We start from the raw sequence: 19,046 nt of genomic DNA, 5'->3' as shown, positions 1-19,046 counted from the left end.
GCGCGACGAGGAAGTGACGATGACCAGTAAGTTTCTGCAACTCGCGATGGTCGTGGCCGGTGCCGCGCTGACGCTGGGTTCGGTGTCGGCCTGTTCCGACGACTCGACGGCCACCGCTCCGATCACCAGCAACCCGGTCACCACCACCTCGATGTACTCGACACAGCCGAGTTCGGCAGGTGAGTCCGCCGGTGCCTCCGCGGCCCCGACCTCCGGTTCCGCCGCACAGAACGGTGCGTCGGCTGCGGCAGGCTCGGCACTGCCTGCCACCGCGCCCGACCCGAGCACCGGCGTGCCGCAGAGCTTCCCCGGCCCGAACGGACAGAAGGTGGACGGCAAGGGACAGTCATATCTCGCGGCCCTGAAGACGCAGAAGGTGACGTTCATGGGCGACACCGACAACTCGGTGGCCCTCACGATGGCCGAGTACGTCTGCAATGAACGGCGCAAGGGCACCGACCCGGTCACGGTCAAGGCCTTCGTGACGGCATCGGTCGGTCCGGGCACCAAAACAGTGGCGGAGGCGAACTCCAAGGCCGACAAGGTGATCAAAGCCGCTGACGAGCACTACTGCTGACGGGTGAGCGCACGTAAGGCCAAGCCGCGCGGAAAGCGACGGCTGCCGAAATTGCTGTTGTTCCTCGGTCTGCTGGCGATCGTCGCGATCATCCTGATCGTGATCCTGGTGATCACCCTTCTCCAGCCTGGACCTCCGAGACTGCCCACACCAGGCGGCCCCTCGACGTCGGAGACCAAGGAGCGTCCTGACGCCCAGTCGGCCGACTGTCCCGACGTCCTGAGTCTCGTCATCCCGGGGACATGGGAGTCGGCACCCGACGACGATCCGTACCAGCCGACGGCCAATCCGAAGTCGCTGATGCTGCGGGTGTCGGGCGCGTTGGCCGACGAGTTCCCGTCGTCGCGAACGAGCGTCTACACGGTGCCCTACATCGCGCAGTTCCGGAATCCGACGAACCTGACCGACCGTCAGAGCGACTACAACGTCTCACGGGCGCAGGGCTACAAACGGGCCGCGGGCAAGATCATCGAGACCAACAAGAACTGTCCGTTGACGCGCTACGTGATCATGGGCTTCTCACAGGGAGCGGTGATCGCCGGTGACCTCGCGAGCGCCATCGGCAACGGGCGCGGAGTGCTCCCCGCGTCGGATCAGGACCTCGTCCTCGGCGTCGGGCTCATCGCCGACGGCCGCCGCGAACCCGGCAAGCAGAACGACATCGCTCCTTCGCCCAATGGCGTGGGAGCCGAGGTCGCCCTCTCCGGCATGCGCGGGATCGTGCCGGGGATCACCATGACCGGAGCACGCAGCGGCGGCTTCGGGGAACTCCGCGACCGCGTCCAATCCATTTGTGCACCAGGCGATCTGATCTGTGATTCGCCGACGGTGACGAATCCGATCGGTGCGGTGAGCCAGCTCGCGGGTGCCATCAACAATCCGGTGCACGCGATGTACGGGACGCCTCGCTATTGGTCACACGACGGTTCGACCGCGACCCAGTGGATGTACGGCTGGGCGAGTGATGTGATCCGCGACGCCCCGCGGCCCGCGCACAACTGAGGCCGACGCATCGACTGGGTCAAAGGTCCCAGATGTGGCATACACCGTAATATGCCGTCGACCTTCACCGATTCGTTTGGTGGTGCCCTCTCGCTCCATTAACGTGTGTTGGCGATCGGGCACCTGCCCCAGACGACCGCGCACACGCGCACGAGGAGATATTTCGAATGAGCGAACCCGGGAACCTGCGAAAGTTCCGGTTCGGCGCCGGCGGCGAAGGCAACAAGGACGAGGGCGGCGCGCGCAAGTTCGTGAAACTCGCGCAGACGGCCGAAGAATACGGTTACGACTCCTTCGCCGTCCCCGACCATCTCGGCAACCAGGTCGGTCCCATCGCTGCACTCGGCGCACTGACCCAGGCCACCAGCACCATCCGGCTCGGCACGTCGGTGTTGGCCAACGGCTGGCGGCATCCGGCACTCCTGGCCAAAGAGGCCACCACCATCGACGTGCTGTCGAAGGGCCGGCTGGAGCTCGGCATCGGTGCCGGCTGGATGAAGGAAGAGTTCGACAAGGCGGGCATCGAGTTCGAGAGCCCCGGCGTCCGTATCCGGCGCCTCGACGAGGCGCTGACCATCCTCGACGGCCTCATGCGCGGCGAGACCGTCGACTTCGACGGCGAGTTCTATCAGATCAACGGACTCGAGGGCAGCCCGCGACCGCGTCAGGGGCCGCGCCCGCCGATCGCCGTCGGCGGTGGTGGGCCGAAGATGCTCGCGCTGGCCGCCAAGCACGCCGACATCATCTCCGTGGCGCCGAGCACCACGCGCGACGGCAAGATGAAGCTCTCGGACATGACGATCGAGAGGACGGCCGAGCGCGTCGACCGGATTCGTGAGACCGCCGGTGACCGGTTCGACGAGATCGAACTGAACTGGACGATCGCCGTCATCGTCATCACCGACGACCGCGAGGCCACGGCGGAGATGGCGCTGAAGGCGCTCGAGCAGGGCTATCCGCCCAACATCGAGCGGGACACCGAGTTCACCGTCGCGGACGTGCTGCATTCGCCCTACCTGGCGATGGGTACCTTCGAGGAGATCGCGGACCAGATCCGGGAGGTCCGGCGGCGGACGTCGATGTCCTACGTCGGGGTGTTCCCGACCCAGATGGATGCGTTCGCGCCGGTGATCCAGCTTCTCAAGGGAGAGTAAGATTGCCGACGGCCTGAACGCATATGACCAGGTGAACGGACATCGGGTGGCGGCGAACCGGGGGATTTGTCCCGTGTGCGCCGCCACGAAGATCGAGTTGACGATCATGAGCATTTCGAGCAGATAACGACATTGGACTACCGTGACCGCGGTAGTACACAGGGCGTGAAAGGCATCGGCCGGACGGCATCGCGGGGAGTGCCGACCGACCAGGCGGCGTTGCCTGCCACGTGGGGGCCACAGGAGTAACGGATGTTGAACACAGAATTCGAGCAGTTCCTCGATGAGAACGGACAACTGCATTTCACCGAGGACGCCACACTCGTCGACTACGTCGAGCGCAATGTGCGCGACGAGGCCGACACCCTCGCCTACCGCTTCATCGACTACAGCCGTGAGCGTGACGGTGAGGCGCAGGATCTGACGTGGGCGCAGTTCGGCAAACGACTGCGCGCGGTGGCGGCACGGCTGCAGCAGGTCACCAAGCCGGGCGATCGGGTCGCGATCCTCGCGCCGCAGTCGCTCGAATACGTGATCGGCTTCTTCTCCGCGCTCTATGCGAGCAATGTCGCGGTCCCGCTCTTCTCTCCCGACGAGCCCGGGCACACCGACCGCCTGCACGCAGTCCTCGGTGACTGCCGGCCCACCGCGATCCTGACCTCCACGAAGTCTGCCGAAGCGGTCCGTGACTTCTTCAAGCCGCTCCCCGCCAAGGAACGCCCGCGTGTCATCGCCGTGGACGCCGTTCCCGATTCGGTCGGGTCGAGCTGGGTCGCCCCGGTCGCGGGTAAGGACCACAACAAGGACACCGTCGCCTACCTGCAGTACACGTCCGGATCCACCCGCGTGCCCGCAGGCGTCGAGATCACCTACCAGGCCGTCGCCGCCAATGTGCTGCAGATCTACGACACGATCGAGATCGACCGCAATGCCCGTGGCGTCACATGGCTGCCGATGTTCCACGACATGGGCCTGCTCACCGTGATCCTGCCCGCGCTCGGTGGCCGCTACATCACCATCATGAGTCCGCAGGCCTTCGTCCGTCGGCCCGGCCGGTGGATCAAGGAACTCGCCGCCGCCAGCGACGGTGCGGAGACCTACGCCGCCGCCCCGAACTTCGCCTTCGAGCACGCCGCCGTCCGCGGACTGCCGAAGGAGGGCGAGAGCCTCGATCTGTCCAACGTCATCGGTCTGATCAACGGATCGGAGCCGGTCACGGTCAGCTCGATGAAGAAGTTCAACGACGCCTTCGAGCCGTACGGTCTGCCGAAAACGGCCATCAAGCCGTGCTACGGCATGGCAGAGGCAACGCTCTTCGTCTCCGCGACGCAGCGCGAGAACGAGGCCAAGATCATCTACGTCGATCGCGACGAGCTCAACGCGGGCCGTTTCCAGGTGGTCGACCAGCATTCGCCGAACGCCGTCGCGCAGGTCTCCTGTGGCCAGGTGGCGGTCAGCCAGTGGGCGGCGATCGTGGATTCGGACACCGCGACCGAGCAGCAGGACGGCCACGTCGGTGAGATCTGGCTGAGCGGCCTCAACATCGGTGCCGGCTACTGGAACAAGCCCGACGAGACCGAGGAGACCTTCCACAACAAGGTCGCCAATCCGCTTGCCGAGGGCAGCCACACCGAGGGCGCCCCCGCGGACTCGATCTGGATGCGCACCGGCGACTACGGCGTCTGGCTCGACGGCGAGCTCTACATCACCGGCCGCGTCAAGGACCTCGTCATCGTCGACGGACGCAACCACTACCCGCAGGATCTCGAGTACAGCGCGCAGGAGTCGAGTGCGAGCCTGCGACCCGGCTTCGTCGCGGCGTTCGCCGTGCCGTCGAATCAGCTCCCTCCGGTGGTGTTCGAGCAGTCCACGAGCGGTCTGAAGTTCGATGCCGACGATGCGTCGGAGCAGCTCGTGATCGTCGCCGAGCGCGGACCGGGCAAGCGGAACGATCCGCAGGAGATCGCCGACACCGTCCGGGCCGCCATCGCGTCCCGTCATGGCGTGATGGCCCGCGACATCCTGCTCGTGCCGGCCGGATCGATCCCGCGGACCTCGAGCGGCAAGATCGCCCGTCGCGCCACCCGCGCGGCCTACATCGACGGCAGCCTTCGTGGCGGCTACAAGCAGACCGCGTTTCCCGACGCCGAATAGCGCCGTCGAGGTCCCCGGTACCCGAATCACCCGTGGTCACCTCTGCGGGTGCCCTCGATCAGTAGTCTGGAAATGATGTCTGAACTGAATACCGAAGAGTCCGGCAATCTCGAGCCCGGCGACGATTCGTCGTCGAGCCGCGCTGACGACACTTCGCACATCGAGGGACACACCGAGGGAACCGCCGGCGAGACCGTCGGCGATCTCACCGTCGCCGAACTGCGTGACTGGCTGCGCGGCTGGGTGTCGGAAGCCACCGGTATCCCGGCAGACCAGATCTCCGACGACCGGCCGATGGAGGAGTTCGGGCTCTCCTCGCGCGACGCGGTGGCGTTGGCCGCCGACGTCGAGGACAAGACCGGCGTCATCCTCACGGCGACCGCCGCCTACAACCATCCCACCATCGCGATGCTGTCCAAGCGCATCATCGAGGGTGATCCGGATGAGGGCCTCGATGCGGATTCCGACACGTTCTGGCAGCGCGAGCGCAGCGCCGACGACGACATCGCGATCGTCGGACTGTCCACCCGGTTCCCGAAGGCAGGCAGCACCCCGGAGTCGACGTGGGAGGCCCTGATCGAGGGCCGTGACGGCATCTCCGACCTACCGGACGACCGCTGGACCGAGTTCAGGGCGGACGCGCGGATGGCCGAGGTGCTCGACAAGCGGAACCTGCGTGGCGGTTACCTCGACGACGTGAAGGCGTTCGACGCCGACTTCTTCCAGATGAGCCCGCGTGAGGTCGAGATGGTCGACCCGCAGCAGCGTCTGGCGATGGAATTGACGTGGGAGGCGCTCGAACACGCCCACATCCCGCCGAGCGATCTCAAGGGCGGTTCGGTCGGCGTCTTCGTCGGCACGTCCACCAACGACTACCAGTTGATGGCAGCACTGGGTCTGGGCGAAGGCTCCGACGAGACGGCGGCCTACGCACTGACCGGTACGGCGACGTCGATCATCGCCAACCGGGTCTCCTATTTCTTCGACTTCCACGGTCCATCCGTCGCCCTCGACACGGCGTGCTCGTCGTCGCTGGTGGCCGTGCATCAGGCGGTCCGAAGCCTGCGATCGGGTGAGTCCGAGGTCGCGCTGGCCGGCGGCGTCAACATGATCCTGACCCCCGCGGCGACCGTCGGCTTCGACACCATCGGCGCGGTCGCCAAGGACGGCCACATCAAGGCCTTCTCCAGTGACGCCGACGGCATGGTCCGCTCCGAGGGTGGCGGGCTGTTCGTGCTGAAGCGACTGGCCGACGCCCGTCGCGACGGCGACCAGGTCCTCGCGGTGATCGCGGGTTCCGCGGTCAACTCGGACGGCCGCTCCAACGGCATCTTTGCCCCCAACCCCGAGGCGCAGGTGGAAGTCCTGCGCGACGCTTACACCGACGCGGCCATCGATCCGCGCAGCATCGACTACGTGGAGGCCCACGGCACCGGCACCATCCTGGGTGACCCGATCGAGGCCGATGCGCTCGGTCGTGTGGTCGGTCGGGGTCGTGTGGTGGGCACGCCCGCCCTGCTCGGATCCGCGAAGACCAACTTCGGTCACATGGAGTCCGCTGCGGGCGCAGGCGCGCTCGCCAAGGTGGTCCTCTCGATGCAGAACAACAGCATCCCGGCGTCCCTGAACTACGCGGGTCCCAACCCGTACATCCAGTTCGGATCGAACGGACTCAAGGTCGTCCCCGAGAACACCGAATGGCCGCGCTATTCGGGTCACGCCATCGCCGGTGTCTCCGGTTTCGGCTTCGGCGGTACCAACGCACACATCGTGGTCCGCGAGCCCTTGCCGTCAGACCTCGATCCTTCCGACGGTCGCGTGGACGGTGATGGTGGTGGCGATGTTTCTTCCGCCGGTCGAGTAGGCAGCGTTTCTTCCGCCAGTCGAGTAGGGAGCGACGAAGGAGCGGCCGTATCGAGACCAGCCAACCTCGACGACGAAGACGACGACGAGTACCTCACCGAAGCGGAGCGTGCGATTCTCGCCGCGCAGGCCAAGAAGGAACCCGAGGCCGTCGAGGTCGTCGAGAAGGACCCCGCCGAGGGCTTCGGGCCCTGTGCCGTCGAGGGCTCGGTGGTTCCGCTCGTGGTCTCGGGCTTCCTGCCGTCACGCCGTCGCAAGGCGGCCGAGGATCTGGTCGCATGGCTGGAATCCGAAGCAGGGCAGGCGACATCGCTCGCCGACATCGGGCGCGCGCTCGCCCACCGTAACCACGGTCGGTCGCGCGCGGTGGTGATGGCGCGGTCGCACGAGGACGCGGTCACCGGATTGCGCGCGATCGCGGAGGGCAAGAACAATCCGCTCGTCTACTCGGCGGACTCCCCGGACGCCGCATCGGCGGTCTGGCTGCTCTCCGGATTCGGCTCGCAGCATCGCAAGATGGCCAAGCAGCTCTACACCGAGAACCCGGTGTTCAAGAAGTACGTCGACCGGGTCGATGCCTTTGTCGAGAACGAGCTGGGCTATTCGATCGCGGAGGTGTTCCTCGACGACGAGCAGACCTACGGCATCGAGACCAGCCAGGTCGGCATCTACACCATCCAGGTGGCGCTGGCCGACACGCTGCGCCACTTCGGTGCGGAACCCGGTGTGCTGGTTCCGCATTCGATGGGTGAGGCCTCGGCCGCGTACATCAGCGGCGGGCTCTCGCTGGAAGACGCGACCCGCGTGATCTGCCAGCGCTCGCGTCTGATGGGCGAGGGCGAGTCGATGCTCACCGGGGACGACATCCGCCTGATGGCCCTCGTCGAGTACAGCGCCGAGGACATCAGCGACGTGCTCGTCGACTATCCCGACCTCGAGATCTGCGTCTACGCGGCACCCACCCACACGGTGATCGGTGGTCCCGAACCCCAGGTCGACGCGATCGTCGCGCGGGCCGAGGGGGAGGGCAAGCTCGGCCGCAAACTGCAGACCAAGGGTGCGAGCCACACCTCGCAGATGGACCCGCTGCTCGGCGAACTCGCCTATGAGCTCACCGGGATCGAACCGTTGCGTCCGTCCGTCGGCTTCTACAGTTCGGTCGATCGGGAGACGTTCTACCGCCCTGGTCACGACCCGGTCCACACGATCGACTACTTCACCAAGGGCCTGCGCCACAGCGTGTGGTTCAGCCAGGCGATCGCGAAGTCGGTGGAGAACGGTCACCGCACGTTCCTGGAACTCTCGCCGAATCCCGCCGTCCTCATCTCCGTTGCCGCGGTGACCTTCTCGGTGGGCCTGCACGACGCCGAGCTCATCGAGACCTTGCGGCGCAAGGAGGACGAGAGCTTCGGTGTGGTGAACGCGCTGATGAAGCTGTACGTGCACGGACACCCGGTGGACGTGGGCTCGCTGTTCGGCAGCGGTGAGTTCGGGGAGATCCCGCGGACCCGCTTCGAGCGCAAGGACTTCTGGCTCAAGGCGCAGCTGTCGTCCGGCGGATCGTCGGGTAAGGCTCCGGGTTCGCACGTCGCACTGCCCGACGGGCGGCACGCCTGGGAGGTGAACGCCTCGGCGGTCACCGATCCGCGCGAACTCGTGCGGGCGGCCGCGGCGCAGGTGCTGGCAGGTGCCACTGTCGGTGCCGCTCTGGGCCATGGCGACATCCCGGCCGTCGGCACGTTGACCACCACACTCAGCCCGCACCCGGGTGGTGCGTCGGTCACCGTGCACAGCAAGCAGGACAAGGATTTCCGCGTGGTGTTCGAGGCGGTCGTGACCGGTGGAGACGTGCCCCCGGTCGACGCGTCCGAGCCTGCGCAGACGTCGCCGGCAGCGGTCTTCGCCGATGACAAGGTCGTGGTCGAGGACGAGGTGGTCGACGACATCGGCAACAAGTGGAACCCGGATTCCGGTGAGTCCGTGGAGGATCGGCTTGCGGTGATCGTCGGGGAGTCCATGGGTTACGACCCGGAGGACCTGCCCCGCGAGATCCCGCTGATCGAGCTGGGGCTGGATTCGCTGATGGCGGTCCGCATCAAGAATCGTGTCGAGTTCGAGTTCGACATCCCGCAGCTGCAGCTGCAGGCGATGCGGCAGGCCAATCTGGCCGACGTGGTCAAGTTCGTCACCTACGCCGTCGAGCACCGCGACGAGGTCGCGCAGCTCGCGGAAGGCTCTGCCGGACAGGGCGATCTCGACACCGCAGCGCTGAACGCACTCATCGACGCCGACAGCACCACCACACCCGCTGACAGCAACCCGGCCCCCGCCGACAGCAACCCCACCGACGGTCGAGTAGGCCCGAGCGAAGCGAGCGCCGTATCGAGACCCGCCGACAGCAACCCCACCGACGGTCGAGTAGGCCCGAGCGAAGCGAGCGCCGTATCGAGACCCGCCGACAGCACCACCAAGCCCGCGACCAACCTCACGGATCAGTCTGCGGTCGCCGACGCAACGGGTTCCGATGTGCCGCCTCGAGATGCGGCCGAGCGCCTGACGTTCGGCGTGTACGCCGTGGTCACCAAGAAGTCGGCAGGCGGCGTCTTCAACAAGCTCCCGGTACTCACCGACGACGTGGCCCAGCAGCTGACCGATCGATTGAACGAGCGGACCGGCGGCGACATCGACGTCGAGGACATCCTCGATTCCGAGACCATCGAGGAGATGTCGAACTACGTTCGCGAGTTCCTCGACGCGAGCGCGCACACCGACGGCTTCATCCGGTACCTGCGTCTGGTTCCGGACGGCAAGAAGTCGTATGACCCGTCGGCCGGTGATCCGGTGCCCGCGTTGCTCTTCCACCCGGCAGGTGGCAACACGTCGGCGTATGAGGCATTGCTCAAGCGACTTCCCGACGACCAGCCGGTGATCGGTTTCGATCGCGTCGAGGGTTCGATCGAGGAGCGTGTGCTGCAGTACATGCCGCGCCTGCGTGAGATCCAGCCGCACGGGCCGTACGTACTGATCGGGTGGTCGCTCGGTGGCGCACTGGCCTACGGATGTGCGCAGGTGTTGCGCGACGAAGGTGAGGTCGTCGACTTCGTCGGCCTGATCGACGTGGTGCGTCCGTCGGAGCCGGTGGTCGAGACCGCCGACACCAAGCGGGCCCGCCTGGAGCGCTGGCGCGATTTCGCGGTCAAGACCTACGACCTCGATGAGGACGTACCGATCCCGATGGATCGCCTCGTGGAGGCCGACGACGAGGGACAGTTCCAGATCATCATGGAGATGATGTCGATGTCGGGCACCAAGATTCCCGGCGGGATCATCGAGCACCAGCGCACCTCGTTCCTCGACAACCGCGCGCTCACCAACATCGAACCGACGAGCTACGACGGCAAGGTGATCCTCTATCGTGCCGACAAGATGCACGACGGAGCGATCGAACTCGAGCCGCAGTGGGCGAAGATCGACGAGGACGGCAGGTGGGGCGAGGTGGTCGACGACCTGGAGATCATCCACATCGGCGGCGACCACCTCTCGATCGTCGATGAGCCCTATATCGGCAGGATCGGGGCGGACCTCACCGCGCGTCTGAAGAATGTGGGCCGCCGCGGCGACGCTGGCGAGTAAGGAGCACCGTGACTGACACCACCGCCGGAAAACTGGCCGACCTCCGCGAGAAGCTGGAGTCCGCCAAGGAGCCCGGAGGCGAGAAGGCGATCGCCAAGCGCGAGGCGAAGGGCATCTGCTCACCGCGTGAGCGGTTGGCCATGCTGTTCGACCCGGGGACCTTCGTCGAGATCGGTGCGCTGGCAAAGATGCCCGGAGCCGCCCAGAGCGGATACGGCGACGGCGTCGTCACCGGACACGGACTGGTGCACGGCCGCCCGGTGGCGGCATTCTCGCACGACCAGACGGTGTTCGGCGGCACGGTCGGAGAGATGTTCGGGCGCAAGGTTTCCGCGCTGATGGAGTGGGCCGGCAAGATCGGATGCCCGATGGTCGGTATCAACGACTCGGCGGGTGCCCGCATCCAGGACGCGGTGACGTCGCTGGCCTGGTATGCGGAGATGGGCAGGCGCAATCTGTTGCTCTCCGGTCTGGCGCCGCAGATCTCGGTGATCCTCGGCAAGTGCGCGGGTGGTGCGGTGTACACGCCCGCCAACACCGACATCCTCGTCGCGGTCGAGGACAAGAGCTACATGTTCGTCACCGGACCCGATGTGCTGAAACAGGTGAACGGCGAGGACATCTCGGCCGAGGACCTCGGCAGCGCGCACAACCAGGCGCGCTGGGGCAACATCCATCACGTCGCGGTGGACGAGAAGACGGCATTCGAGTGGGTGCGCGAGTACCTGCAGTACATGCCGTCGAGCGCATACGAGCTGCCGCCGATCATCAATCCCGGTCTCGAGCCGGAGATCACCGAGTCGGATCTGTCGCTCAACGAGTTCATGCCGGACAACGACAATGCTGGCTACGACATGCACGACATCGTCATCAAGCTGTTCGACGACGGCGCCTTCCACGAGGTCGGCGAGCTGTTCGCGCCGAATATCCTGACCGGGTATGCCCGGGTCGATGGTCGCGCCGTCGGCGTGGTTGCCAACCAGCCAAGCGTGATGTCCGGTGTGCTGGACACTGATTCGTCGGAGAAGGCCACGCGTTTCGTGCGGATCTGCAACGCCTTCCACATTCCGCTCGTGTTCCTGGTGGACACGCCGGGCATTCTCCCGGGACTCGCCGAGGAGCAGAAGGGCACCATCCGTCGATCCGGCAAGTTCCTCTATGCGTACGTGGAGGCCGACGTCCCGAAGGTGACCGTGGTGCTCCGCAAGGCCTATGGCGGCGCCTATGCGGTGATGGGCTGTAAACAGCTCGGCGCCGACATCAATCTGGCATGGCCGAGCGCCAAGATCGCGGTCATGGGCGCGGAGTCGGCTGCCGCGGTGCTCACCCGTCGTCAGACCGAGGGGATGTCGGCGGCTGACGCCGACAAGGTCCGCCGCGACTTCATCGACTTCTACAACACCAACATGGCCACGCCGTATCTGGCAGCCGAGCGCGGCTACATCGACGCGGTGATCGAGCCCGCCGAGACGAGGCTTCAGTTGCGAAAGGCCTTGGCACAGTTGCGCGACAAGACGGAGTACCGGACGCCGCGTAAGCACTACCTGATGCCCATCTGAGACCTCGACAGGCCGGTCTTTCCTCGCGGCTCAGTCGAATCGGAGCAGGATGGAACGAACCGCCTGCGTGACGGTCGTCCGGTCGTAGCTCTGCACGAAGTCGAACGTGCGGTCGAGGTCGTCGTTGCCGCTGTGTCTGTCGCGCGCCGACAGCAGCGCGGTGAAATGCGGTCCGAGAACGGCGACGTTCCACTCTTCCACGAGGTCGTCGTCCGGCCGCAGTGGTGCCCGATGGACATTGCCGTCCCGCAGGTCGGGCAGTCCGACACCGTATACGCCTGCGAGACCGGTGTTCTCCGACATCAGCCGCCATCGGTCGGCGGTTCGTCGCGTGAAGTGTTCGGCATGCTGAAAGGTGCCGAGGACGATGGCCGCGCCATCGGTGGCGGCCTGGTGTTCGAGCGACTTGCTCATCTCGATGAGCAGGCGTTTGTCGCCGAGGCGCGGCGCGACGGACGCGGACGCGATGGCGTACGGGGTGGCCTGGTTCGGACCGGGGGTCGACCACACCGGCATGTCGGGAAGGGGTACGACCGGGACGTTCGACAGTGCTGTGGGACTCTCCACCGACGGGTACAGCGCGCCGGTCCCGAACGAAGCCCCCAGCGTCATGGCCGTGATCCGACGGGCGTCGTCGTCGACGCCTTCGGCGATGACGACGGCGTGGCTTCGTTCGGTGTGCGCAGCCAGGATGTGTGCCAGCCGGGCGGAGTCCTGAGTGGCATTGTGCTGCAGCAGGTCTGCTCCGATGAGGATGATGTCCGGCTCGATCAGGGAGAGCAGGACGGCGGCATCCCCGCTACGTTCGAGGCCGTCGACGCAGATGACCTTCCCGGCTGCCCGTGCCCGGGCGACTCGGGCGAGCGTGTGCTGGGGATTGCGAGACAGCGCGCTCGGCATGACGACCATGATCTGACGTCCGGGGGTGTCGGTGGCGTCGTCCTCGAACTGGTCGAGGAGCTCGAGATCCGTCGCCACCAGCAGCGGCACGATGGTCGCGACGGACCGAGCACGGGCCGAGCGCGCGAACTCGTGTCGTCGCCGATCGATGACGTGATGCTGTTCCATCACTCTCGCGGCGCGACGCAGCGCGTCGGCCGTCCCGAGTCTGGTCCCGGAAGGTCCGCGGAGCTGCAGTTCGAGCGCGGCGACAGCGCCGTCGGTCAATCGACACACCGGCGCGAACTGCATGTGCAGTTCGAGATCCTCGAACAGGGTGAACCCGTCCTCGGCTGTAGGAGCTCGATGGGGCTCAGGCATCATCGTGGATCGATCCTCTGGGAACACGGGACCATTCGGGCCTCCCGTCGGAACGGACGGTCGCTCACATCGTGATGACGGGACGCGAGCTTCTTCACATCCTGGGGCGGGGCAATTGCGTTGCCTGCCGCCAGGATAACACCGCTGTTCGGCACGGACTGATCACTGAAAGCGTCGAGCAACGATGAAAGCGTTCAACCGCTGTGTTGCAGGACTCTGGCTCCTGGTGGCCGACGTCAGGGCGATCTGACGCGTGTGCTCACCGTCGGCAATGGGCTTCTCGACGATGCCGCGGAGGCGGCCCGCGATCCGGGGCAGCAGAGCGACGCCGAGACCGCGGCGCACAAAATCTCGAATGGTGGAGAACTGGGTTATCTCGATCCCTATGTCGGGGACGAATCCTGCTGCCATACACCACTCTTCGGTGACCTGGCGTAGGTGATAGCTCGGGGGATTCGCGACGAATCGCTCATCGGACAGCTCACCGAGGAGAACCGAGGGGTGGCCGGCGAGAGTATGGCCCTCCGGCAATATGGCGCAGATCTCCTGCGTCGCGAGCACCCGGAACGGTAGGTCCGCCGGAGGTGGGATCGTGATCGCGAGGTCGAGTCTGCCGTGGCGGAGATCGTCAATGAGTTCCGCGCCGTGCGCCTGCTTGAGCTGAAGATGGATGTCGGGATGACGGCGGCTGAAGTCGACAAGAAGGCCGGGAACCGGTCCCGAACCCATGGTCAAGGGGAAGCCGAACCGAACGGTGCCGTGGTCGGGATCGGCGGCGTCGGTGATCTGGGTGAGGGCGGCCTCGATCTCGCGGAGCGGCGCCCGAACCGAATCGGCCAATGTGATCGCCGACGGAGTGAGACGAAGAGTCCGCCCGTCGCGCACTACCAGGGGCACGTGCAGCGCCTTCTCGAGAGCATGGATCCGACGGCTCATCGACGACTGCGGGATGCCGAGAGCCGCCGCCGCCCCGGTGACGTGACCTTCGTGCACGGCGAGCTCGACCAGGGCGCGCAGCTGAGGGGAGAGTTCGGTGACCCATTCATCCATATATGGATGATATTTGACAGATAGTTCATTGGACGGATTGATGGCTGTGCGGGACGGTGAGTGTTCAGGCGTTCATCGAAAAGGAGTCATCAGATGGGTACAGGTGCAGGCACCGATGAGGGGATCGGCAGCGAGGCCGACATCGTCCTCGTCGGGGGAGGGATCATGTCGGCGACCCTGGGCTCGATGATCGCGATACTGCAGCCGGATTGGCGAGTCGTCCTCGTTGAGCGGGCCGGAGAGCTCGCCACAGAGAGCAGCGACCCCTGGAACAACGCCGGGACCGGACACATGGGACTGTGCGAGCTCAATTACATGCCGGACCCGGCCGACCGGAGTAGGGCAACCACCGTCGCTGCGCAGTTCCACCTCAGCAGGCAGTGGTGGGCATACCTGGCAGACGCGGGATTCCTCGATGACCCGCAGGATTTCGTCAGCACGACGCCACACATGGACGTCGTGTTCGGCTCTCGCGATGTCGACTACCTGCAACGCAGATTTCAGACGCTGGCTGGTGATCCACTGTTCGCAGAGATGGCGTACTCGGAGGATCCGGCCCAGATCGCCGCGTGGTCGCCGCTGGTCATGGAGGGACGCGAACCCGGCGAACCGATCGCCGCGACACGACATCCACGGGGCACTGACGTCGACTTCGGCGCCCTGACGAAGGCATTGACCCGCATCATCGTTGAGCGCGGCGGACAGGTGCTGCTCGACCACGATGTGCGAACACTGCGCCAGAATCCGGACCGCAGTTGGTGTGTGACCGGAAAGCAGACGCGACGCCGACAGCAATTCACGGTACGAGCGCAGCACGTCTTCGTCGGCGCGGGCGGGTTCGCCTTGCGTCTGCTGCAAAAAGCGGGCATCCCAGAGATCGATGGCTATGCGGTATTGCCGGTCGGTGCCGCCTTCTACCGGTGCGCAACACCGTCCGTCGTCGCCCGGCACGACGCGAAGGTCTATGGCCAGGCCGCGGTCGGTGCTCCGCCGATGTCTGTGCCGCATCTGGACAAACGCATCGTCGATCACGAGGAGTACCTGCTGTTCGGGCCCTATGCCACGTTCAGTACCAAACTGCTGAAACACGGCAGGTTCGCCGACTTCTTCACCACGCTGCGGTGGCGCAATGTGCACGTTCTTCTGGCGGCGTGTCTCCAGAATCTGTCACTGATACGCTTTCTGCTGTCAGAACTCGTCGCCGGTCCGAAACGGCGATTCATGCAGTTGCAGAAGTTCTTTCCGGCCGCACGATCTGAACAGTGGGAGCTGATCTCGGCCGGTCAACGCGCCCAGCTCGTGACACCGGACTCGCGGCGGACAGGTGTGCTCCAGCACGGGACCGAGCTCATCGTGAGCGCCGACCACTCCATCTCGGGATTACTCGGTGCGTCGCCGGGCGCATCGACGGCGGTTCCCATCATGGTGGACCTCCTGCGACAGTGCTTTCCGAAAGAATGGGATGCGAGCTGGAAAAGTGCGGTGGAGAAGGCGATTCCGGATTTCGAGCGGGTCCGCTGGGACCGGGAGGCCGCGGAGAACAGCCTCGCTCGGTCGGCCTCCGCGCTGGGTCTGCGCCGGGCATCCTGACGTACGGAACCCGCTGCCTGGAGACCGTGCGACGCGGTCCCCAGGGCGGCAGGCATCCGCCGCGGTGCCCCCACGCCATCGAGTTCACACCATTGAGTTCTCAAGGGTCGTATGCGATCCCGATGATGGTCGGGTGCGAGATGAAAGTTCTGCGCGGGAATGTGCTGCGCTGAGCCTTTGCCGGTGACTCAGGCGGCGGCGTCGAGGTGCATGGTGCGTCGGTTGTAGGCCGGTAGCGGATGCCGTCTCGGGTCTACGGTGACGGGTGGGATCAGCCAGGGGTGGCGGTCGAGGCCCATCACGATCTCCCAACCGTGCGCGTGGACCTCTGCATGACACGAAGGGCAGAGCAGACACCCGTTGTCGAGATCGGTTGGTCCACCATCGATCCAGTGCCTCATATGATGTACGTGTCCCCACGAGGCCGGCGCGCCGCACTTGATGCAGCACCTGTCCCTGACGATGATCGCCTTGCGTAGGTGGGGCGGGAAGAGCCGCTTCTCGTGACCCATCTGCAGCGGCACCGTCTGCCCGTCGATGATGATCTCGGTGATCCCGGCATCACAGGCCAGCCGTTTGGCGGTCACCTGGGACACCGGACCCAGCCATTGCAGACGCGCCGCGTCGGGGGTGTCGGCCGGGACGGTCAGAGTGATGTGGGTCTTCGGTGGCGTCACGAATCTCGGATCCGCGGTTCCGGCAGCGTCCAGGATCTGTTCTAGGGCATCGGCACGTTGCTGACCGCGCGTGCGGGCATCGGGTGACCCGTCCGGTTCGGGCCGCGCCCCGGAGAGTGAGTCGATCGCGGTCATCAACTTCTCGCCGACCACGATGTCGAGATCACCCTTCACCCGTACGCGCCCGTCCGCGGTCTCGGTCACACTGAACTCGTTGACGCCGCGGTCCTCGGACGCCGGCAGACCCCCTGTCTCGTCGGCGATCTGGTTACCGAGCTCCCGGGCGGTCTGCCCGATCTCCTTCGGCGTCGCTCCGGACATGGCCTGGCTGATCAGCGCCCGCTCATGCTCCAGGCGTTCTTGATCGCACAGGTCAGCGGTGGCGCGACGGATGATGTGTGCCACGCCCAGCACGATCGCATCGACATGCTCCCCGGAGAACACGCCGTCGCCGGCGTAGGCGGGCAACCGTTGCAACGACGCGAGCGCGGCGCCGATCCGCAACCAGCGTGACGCCACACCCGGTGCGGCACCCATCTCGATCAACAGGTTGCGCGTCGTGCCACCGGACTGTTTCGCGACGCCCAATCGATCCAGCGCCGCGGCATGCACCGCCAGCAGATGATCGACGACATTGCGCAGTTCCATCAACGTCTTGGTGCCGTCGAACACCTGTCGCCCGGACGCCGTGTCGGCGACCGTGACCTCTCTCATGCTGTCGATGACCGATCTGATCTCCCCCATGAGACCAGCGTACTCGAACATGTGTTCGAGTCAAGTGGTTCTTCAGTACTGCGAAGAATTCGTCACATGCACCGTTGCCGACGTCATGCGACGGTGTGCCCGACGAGCCGCCCGATCGCGAACGTGACGATCATCGCGAGCGCCCCCCCGATCACCACCCGCAGCATCGGTCGCCATGGACGTGACCCGCCGAGCGTCGCGCCGACGGCGCCGGTGAGTGCCAGGGCGGCGATGACGACGATGAACGTCACCGGGATTCGCCATGAGGCCGGTGGCGCGAGGATCGCGATCAGCGGGAGCAGGGCTCCGGCGGTGAACGAGACCGCCGACGAGAACGCGGCCTGCCAGGGGTTGGTGAGCTCGTGCGGGTCGATGCCGAGCTCGGCGTCGGCGTGCGCCTCGAAGGCGTCGTGGTCACTGAGCTCCCGCGCCACCCGGCACGCGGTCTCGTGCGTGAGTCCCTTTGCCTCGTAGAGGCCCACGAGTTCGTCGAACTCGGCCTGCGGTTGCTCGAGCAGTTCCCGTTCTTCCTTCGCCAGCAGTGCTCGTTCGGTGTCGCGTTGGGTGCTGACCGAGACGTACTCGCCCAGCGCCATCGAGACGGCACCCGCGGCCAGTCCGGCGACGCCCGCGGTGAAGATCGGCCCACGGTCGGCCGTGGCAGCCGCCACACCGACCACGATGCCTGCCGTGGAGACGATCCCGTCGTTGGCGCCGAGTACGCCCGCGCGCAGCCAGTTCAGCCGATTCGCCAGGGAACCGGTGTGCGGTTCGCCGCGATGCTGGTGTTCGTGATCGACGGTCATGGGTCAACTCAACTGCCACAATGACATCCCCGCAAGCAAGGAAACGATTGCCTTAGCGGGAACGACTCAGAAGACCCGGATCCCCAACCGCCGCCGCAGACGCATGTCGTACAGATAGGCCTGGAGCAGGCCTCGTGCGACACGTCCGGTGGCCGGCTCGACGAGCCGGGCCACCCGCAGGGTCCGGTCGTAGGCCGCTTCGTCCGCGGGACTCCACCGCCAGTGCATCATGGTGCGGAACTCGGGAGGTAGCCCGGCCTTGATGAGATAGCTCAGCGGACGGCCGAGTACCTTGTGTGCCATCGCGCCCGCCGGTCCGATCCGGTCCTCCAGGAACGACAGATCCGAGAGTTGTTGCAGCAGTGCGCGTACCGGCGGGTCGATGGTCATGTCGTCGAGCTGGGTGCGCCAGTACTCCTGTAGATCGGCGTAGCTGCCGGGCCACTGGTCCTCGGTCACGTTGAGCGTTGTCCCGAGCCATCGGGAATCGTCGACGACACGGTCCTTCTCGGCCGGACTCAGCGATCCGTACAAGAGTTCGTACTGATCGAGGAAATACTTCACCAGGCACACCGCCACCCACAGCTGGAGTCGGGAGTCGTTGGCGCTGTAGTGGACGGGGCTCTCTGCGGTCGAATAGACGAGATCGTGGATACGCTTCAGCTCGGTCCCGACGAAGGTTCGGTCGTCGTCGTCACCCATCAATGCGACTGCCAGGAAGGTCCCGGTGGTCCGACTGCGCTTGATCGGATGCTTCACCGCGCTGCCGGAGTCGACACGACTCTCCACCACACCGTGGCCGACCTTCGGATTCGCCAGCTGCATGATCACGTTGGCCCCGGCGATGGTCGGGCCGAGCCCGGTGACCAGATCACCGGTCCGCCGGACACGGGGACGCCTCCGCGCGGGCCTGACGTCGGCGACGTGCGCGTGCTGATACGTGTCCGGACCACGCTCCATGACGCCAGGCTAACGCG

Annotated in this window: 12 protein-coding genes; 7 read left to right on the top strand and 5 right to left on the bottom strand. The window is 65.9% G+C overall.

The features are described from left to right. Nucleotides 1–19 precede the first annotated feature (19 nt). From IDF66_RS11945 to IDF66_RS11920, 6 genes are all read left to right on the top strand, one after another. A complete protein-coding gene (locus IDF66_RS11945) occupies nucleotides 20–577 on the top strand; it encodes a DUF732 domain-containing protein (RefSeq protein WP_190266995.1) in 558 nt (185 codons plus the stop codon). A gap of 3 nt (nucleotides 578–580) precedes the next feature. Further along, on the top strand, nucleotides 581–1,579 hold the full coding sequence (locus IDF66_RS11940) for a cutinase family protein (protein ID WP_164309522.1): 999 nt from the start codon (nucleotides 581–583) through the stop codon (nucleotides 1,577–1,579). Between the two features lie 167 nt (nucleotides 1,580–1,746). Next, on the top strand, nucleotides 1,747–2,733 hold the full coding sequence (locus tag IDF66_RS11935; RefSeq protein WP_190266994.1) for an LLM class F420-dependent oxidoreductase: 987 nt from the start codon (nucleotides 1,747–1,749) through the stop codon (nucleotides 2,731–2,733). 252 nt (nucleotides 2,734–2,985) lie between these two features. Beyond that, complete coding sequence (gene fadD32, locus IDF66_RS11930) at nucleotides 2,986–4,887, top strand: long-chain-fatty-acid--AMP ligase FadD32 (RefSeq protein ID WP_164309524.1); 1,902 nt, start codon at nucleotides 2,986–2,988, stop codon at nucleotides 4,885–4,887. Nucleotides 4,888–4,962: 75 nt separating this feature from the next. Then, nucleotides 4,963–10,383, top strand: a complete 5,421-nt coding sequence (gene pks13, locus IDF66_RS11925) for a polyketide synthase Pks13 (protein ID WP_190266993.1) — start codon at nucleotides 4,963–4,965, stop codon at nucleotides 10,381–10,383. An 8-nt stretch (nucleotides 10,384–10,391) separates the two neighbouring features. Next, nucleotides 10,392–11,942, top strand: coding sequence for an acyl-CoA carboxylase subunit beta (locus IDF66_RS11920; RefSeq protein WP_164309526.1), 1,551 nt, complete (start codon nucleotides 10,392–10,394; stop codon nucleotides 11,940–11,942). Between the two features lie 30 nt (nucleotides 11,943–11,972). Here IDF66_RS11920 and IDF66_RS11915 read toward each other — a convergent pair whose 3' ends face one another. Together IDF66_RS11915 and IDF66_RS11910 are read right to left on the bottom strand one after the other, a co-directional pair. Next, a complete protein-coding gene (locus IDF66_RS11915; protein ID WP_190267461.1) occupies nucleotides 11,973–13,202 on the bottom strand; it encodes a DICT sensory domain-containing protein in 1,230 nt (409 codons plus the stop codon). A 162-nt stretch (nucleotides 13,203–13,364) separates the two neighbouring features. Further along, on the bottom strand, nucleotides 13,365–14,252 hold the full coding sequence (locus tag IDF66_RS11910; RefSeq protein ID WP_190266992.1) for a LysR family transcriptional regulator: 888 nt from the start codon (nucleotides 14,250–14,252) through the stop codon (nucleotides 13,365–13,367). A 93-nt stretch (nucleotides 14,253–14,345) separates the two neighbouring features. On the opposite strand from IDF66_RS11910, the gene mqo reads away from it, so the two are divergent. Beyond that, a complete protein-coding gene (mqo, locus tag IDF66_RS11905) occupies nucleotides 14,346–15,842 on the top strand; it encodes a malate dehydrogenase (quinone) (RefSeq protein WP_190266991.1) in 1,497 nt (498 codons plus the stop codon). A 188-nt stretch (nucleotides 15,843–16,030) separates the two neighbouring features. Here mqo and IDF66_RS11900 read toward each other — a convergent pair whose 3' ends face one another. The 3 genes from IDF66_RS11900 to IDF66_RS11890 form a co-directional block, all read right to left on the bottom strand. Further along, nucleotides 16,031–17,263, bottom strand: a complete 1,233-nt coding sequence (locus IDF66_RS11900) for an HNH endonuclease (RefSeq protein ID WP_223309427.1) — start codon at nucleotides 17,261–17,263, stop codon at nucleotides 16,031–16,033. An 83-nt stretch (nucleotides 17,264–17,346) separates the two neighbouring features. Beyond that, nucleotides 17,347–18,069 (bottom strand): VIT1/CCC1 transporter family protein, encoded by a 723-nt coding sequence (locus IDF66_RS11895; RefSeq protein WP_190266989.1) that lies wholly within the window; start codon nucleotides 18,067–18,069, stop codon nucleotides 17,347–17,349. Nucleotides 18,070–18,135: 66 nt separating this feature from the next. Further along, nucleotides 18,136–19,029 (bottom strand): oxygenase MpaB family protein, encoded by an 894-nt coding sequence (locus IDF66_RS11890; RefSeq protein ID WP_164309530.1) that lies wholly within the window; start codon nucleotides 19,027–19,029, stop codon nucleotides 18,136–18,138. Nucleotides 19,030–19,046: the final 17 nt, after the last annotated feature.

Origin of the sequence: Gordonia hankookensis (genome assembly GCF_014673215.1) — a bacterium.
GTDB lineage: Bacteria > Actinomycetota > Actinomycetes > Mycobacteriales > Mycobacteriaceae > Gordonia > Gordonia hankookensis.
The sequence above is the reverse complement of the archived record's forward strand: the minus strand, read 5'-3'. Positions and strand labels throughout refer to the sequence as shown.

Excerpts from the sequence above, each read along its gene's own strand:
- IDF66_RS11890 (WP_164309530.1), bottom strand. The coding sequence starts at position 19,029 with ATGGAGCGTGGTCCGGACACGTATCAGCACGCGCACGTCGCCGACGTC.
- mqo (WP_190266991.1), top strand. The coding sequence starts at position 14,346 with ATGGGTACAGGTGCAGGCACCGATGAGGGGATCGGCAGCGAGGCCGAC.
- IDF66_RS11945 (WP_190266995.1), top strand. The coding sequence starts at position 20 with ATGACCAGTAAGTTTCTGCAACTCGCGATGGTCGTGGCCGGTGCCGCG.
- fadD32 (WP_164309524.1), top strand. The coding sequence starts at position 2,986 with ATGTTGAACACAGAATTCGAGCAGTTCCTCGATGAGAACGGACAACTG.
- IDF66_RS11895 (WP_190266989.1), bottom strand. The coding sequence starts at position 18,069 with ATGACCGTCGATCACGAACACCAGCATCGCGGCGAACCGCACACCGGT.
- pks13 (WP_190266993.1), top strand. The coding sequence starts at position 4,963 with ATGTCTGAACTGAATACCGAAGAGTCCGGCAATCTCGAGCCCGGCGAC.
- IDF66_RS11910 (WP_190266992.1), bottom strand. The coding sequence starts at position 14,252 with ATGGATGAATGGGTCACCGAACTCTCCCCTCAGCTGCGCGCCCTGGTC.
- IDF66_RS11935 (WP_190266994.1), top strand. The coding sequence starts at position 1,747 with ATGAGCGAACCCGGGAACCTGCGAAAGTTCCGGTTCGGCGCCGGCGGC.
- IDF66_RS11915 (WP_190267461.1), bottom strand. The coding sequence starts at position 13,202 with ATGCCTGAGCCCCATCGAGCTCCTACAGCCGAGGACGGGTTCACCCTG.
- IDF66_RS11900 (WP_223309427.1), bottom strand. The coding sequence starts at position 17,263 with ATGGGGGAGATCAGATCGGTCATCGACAGCATGAGAGAGGTCACGGTC.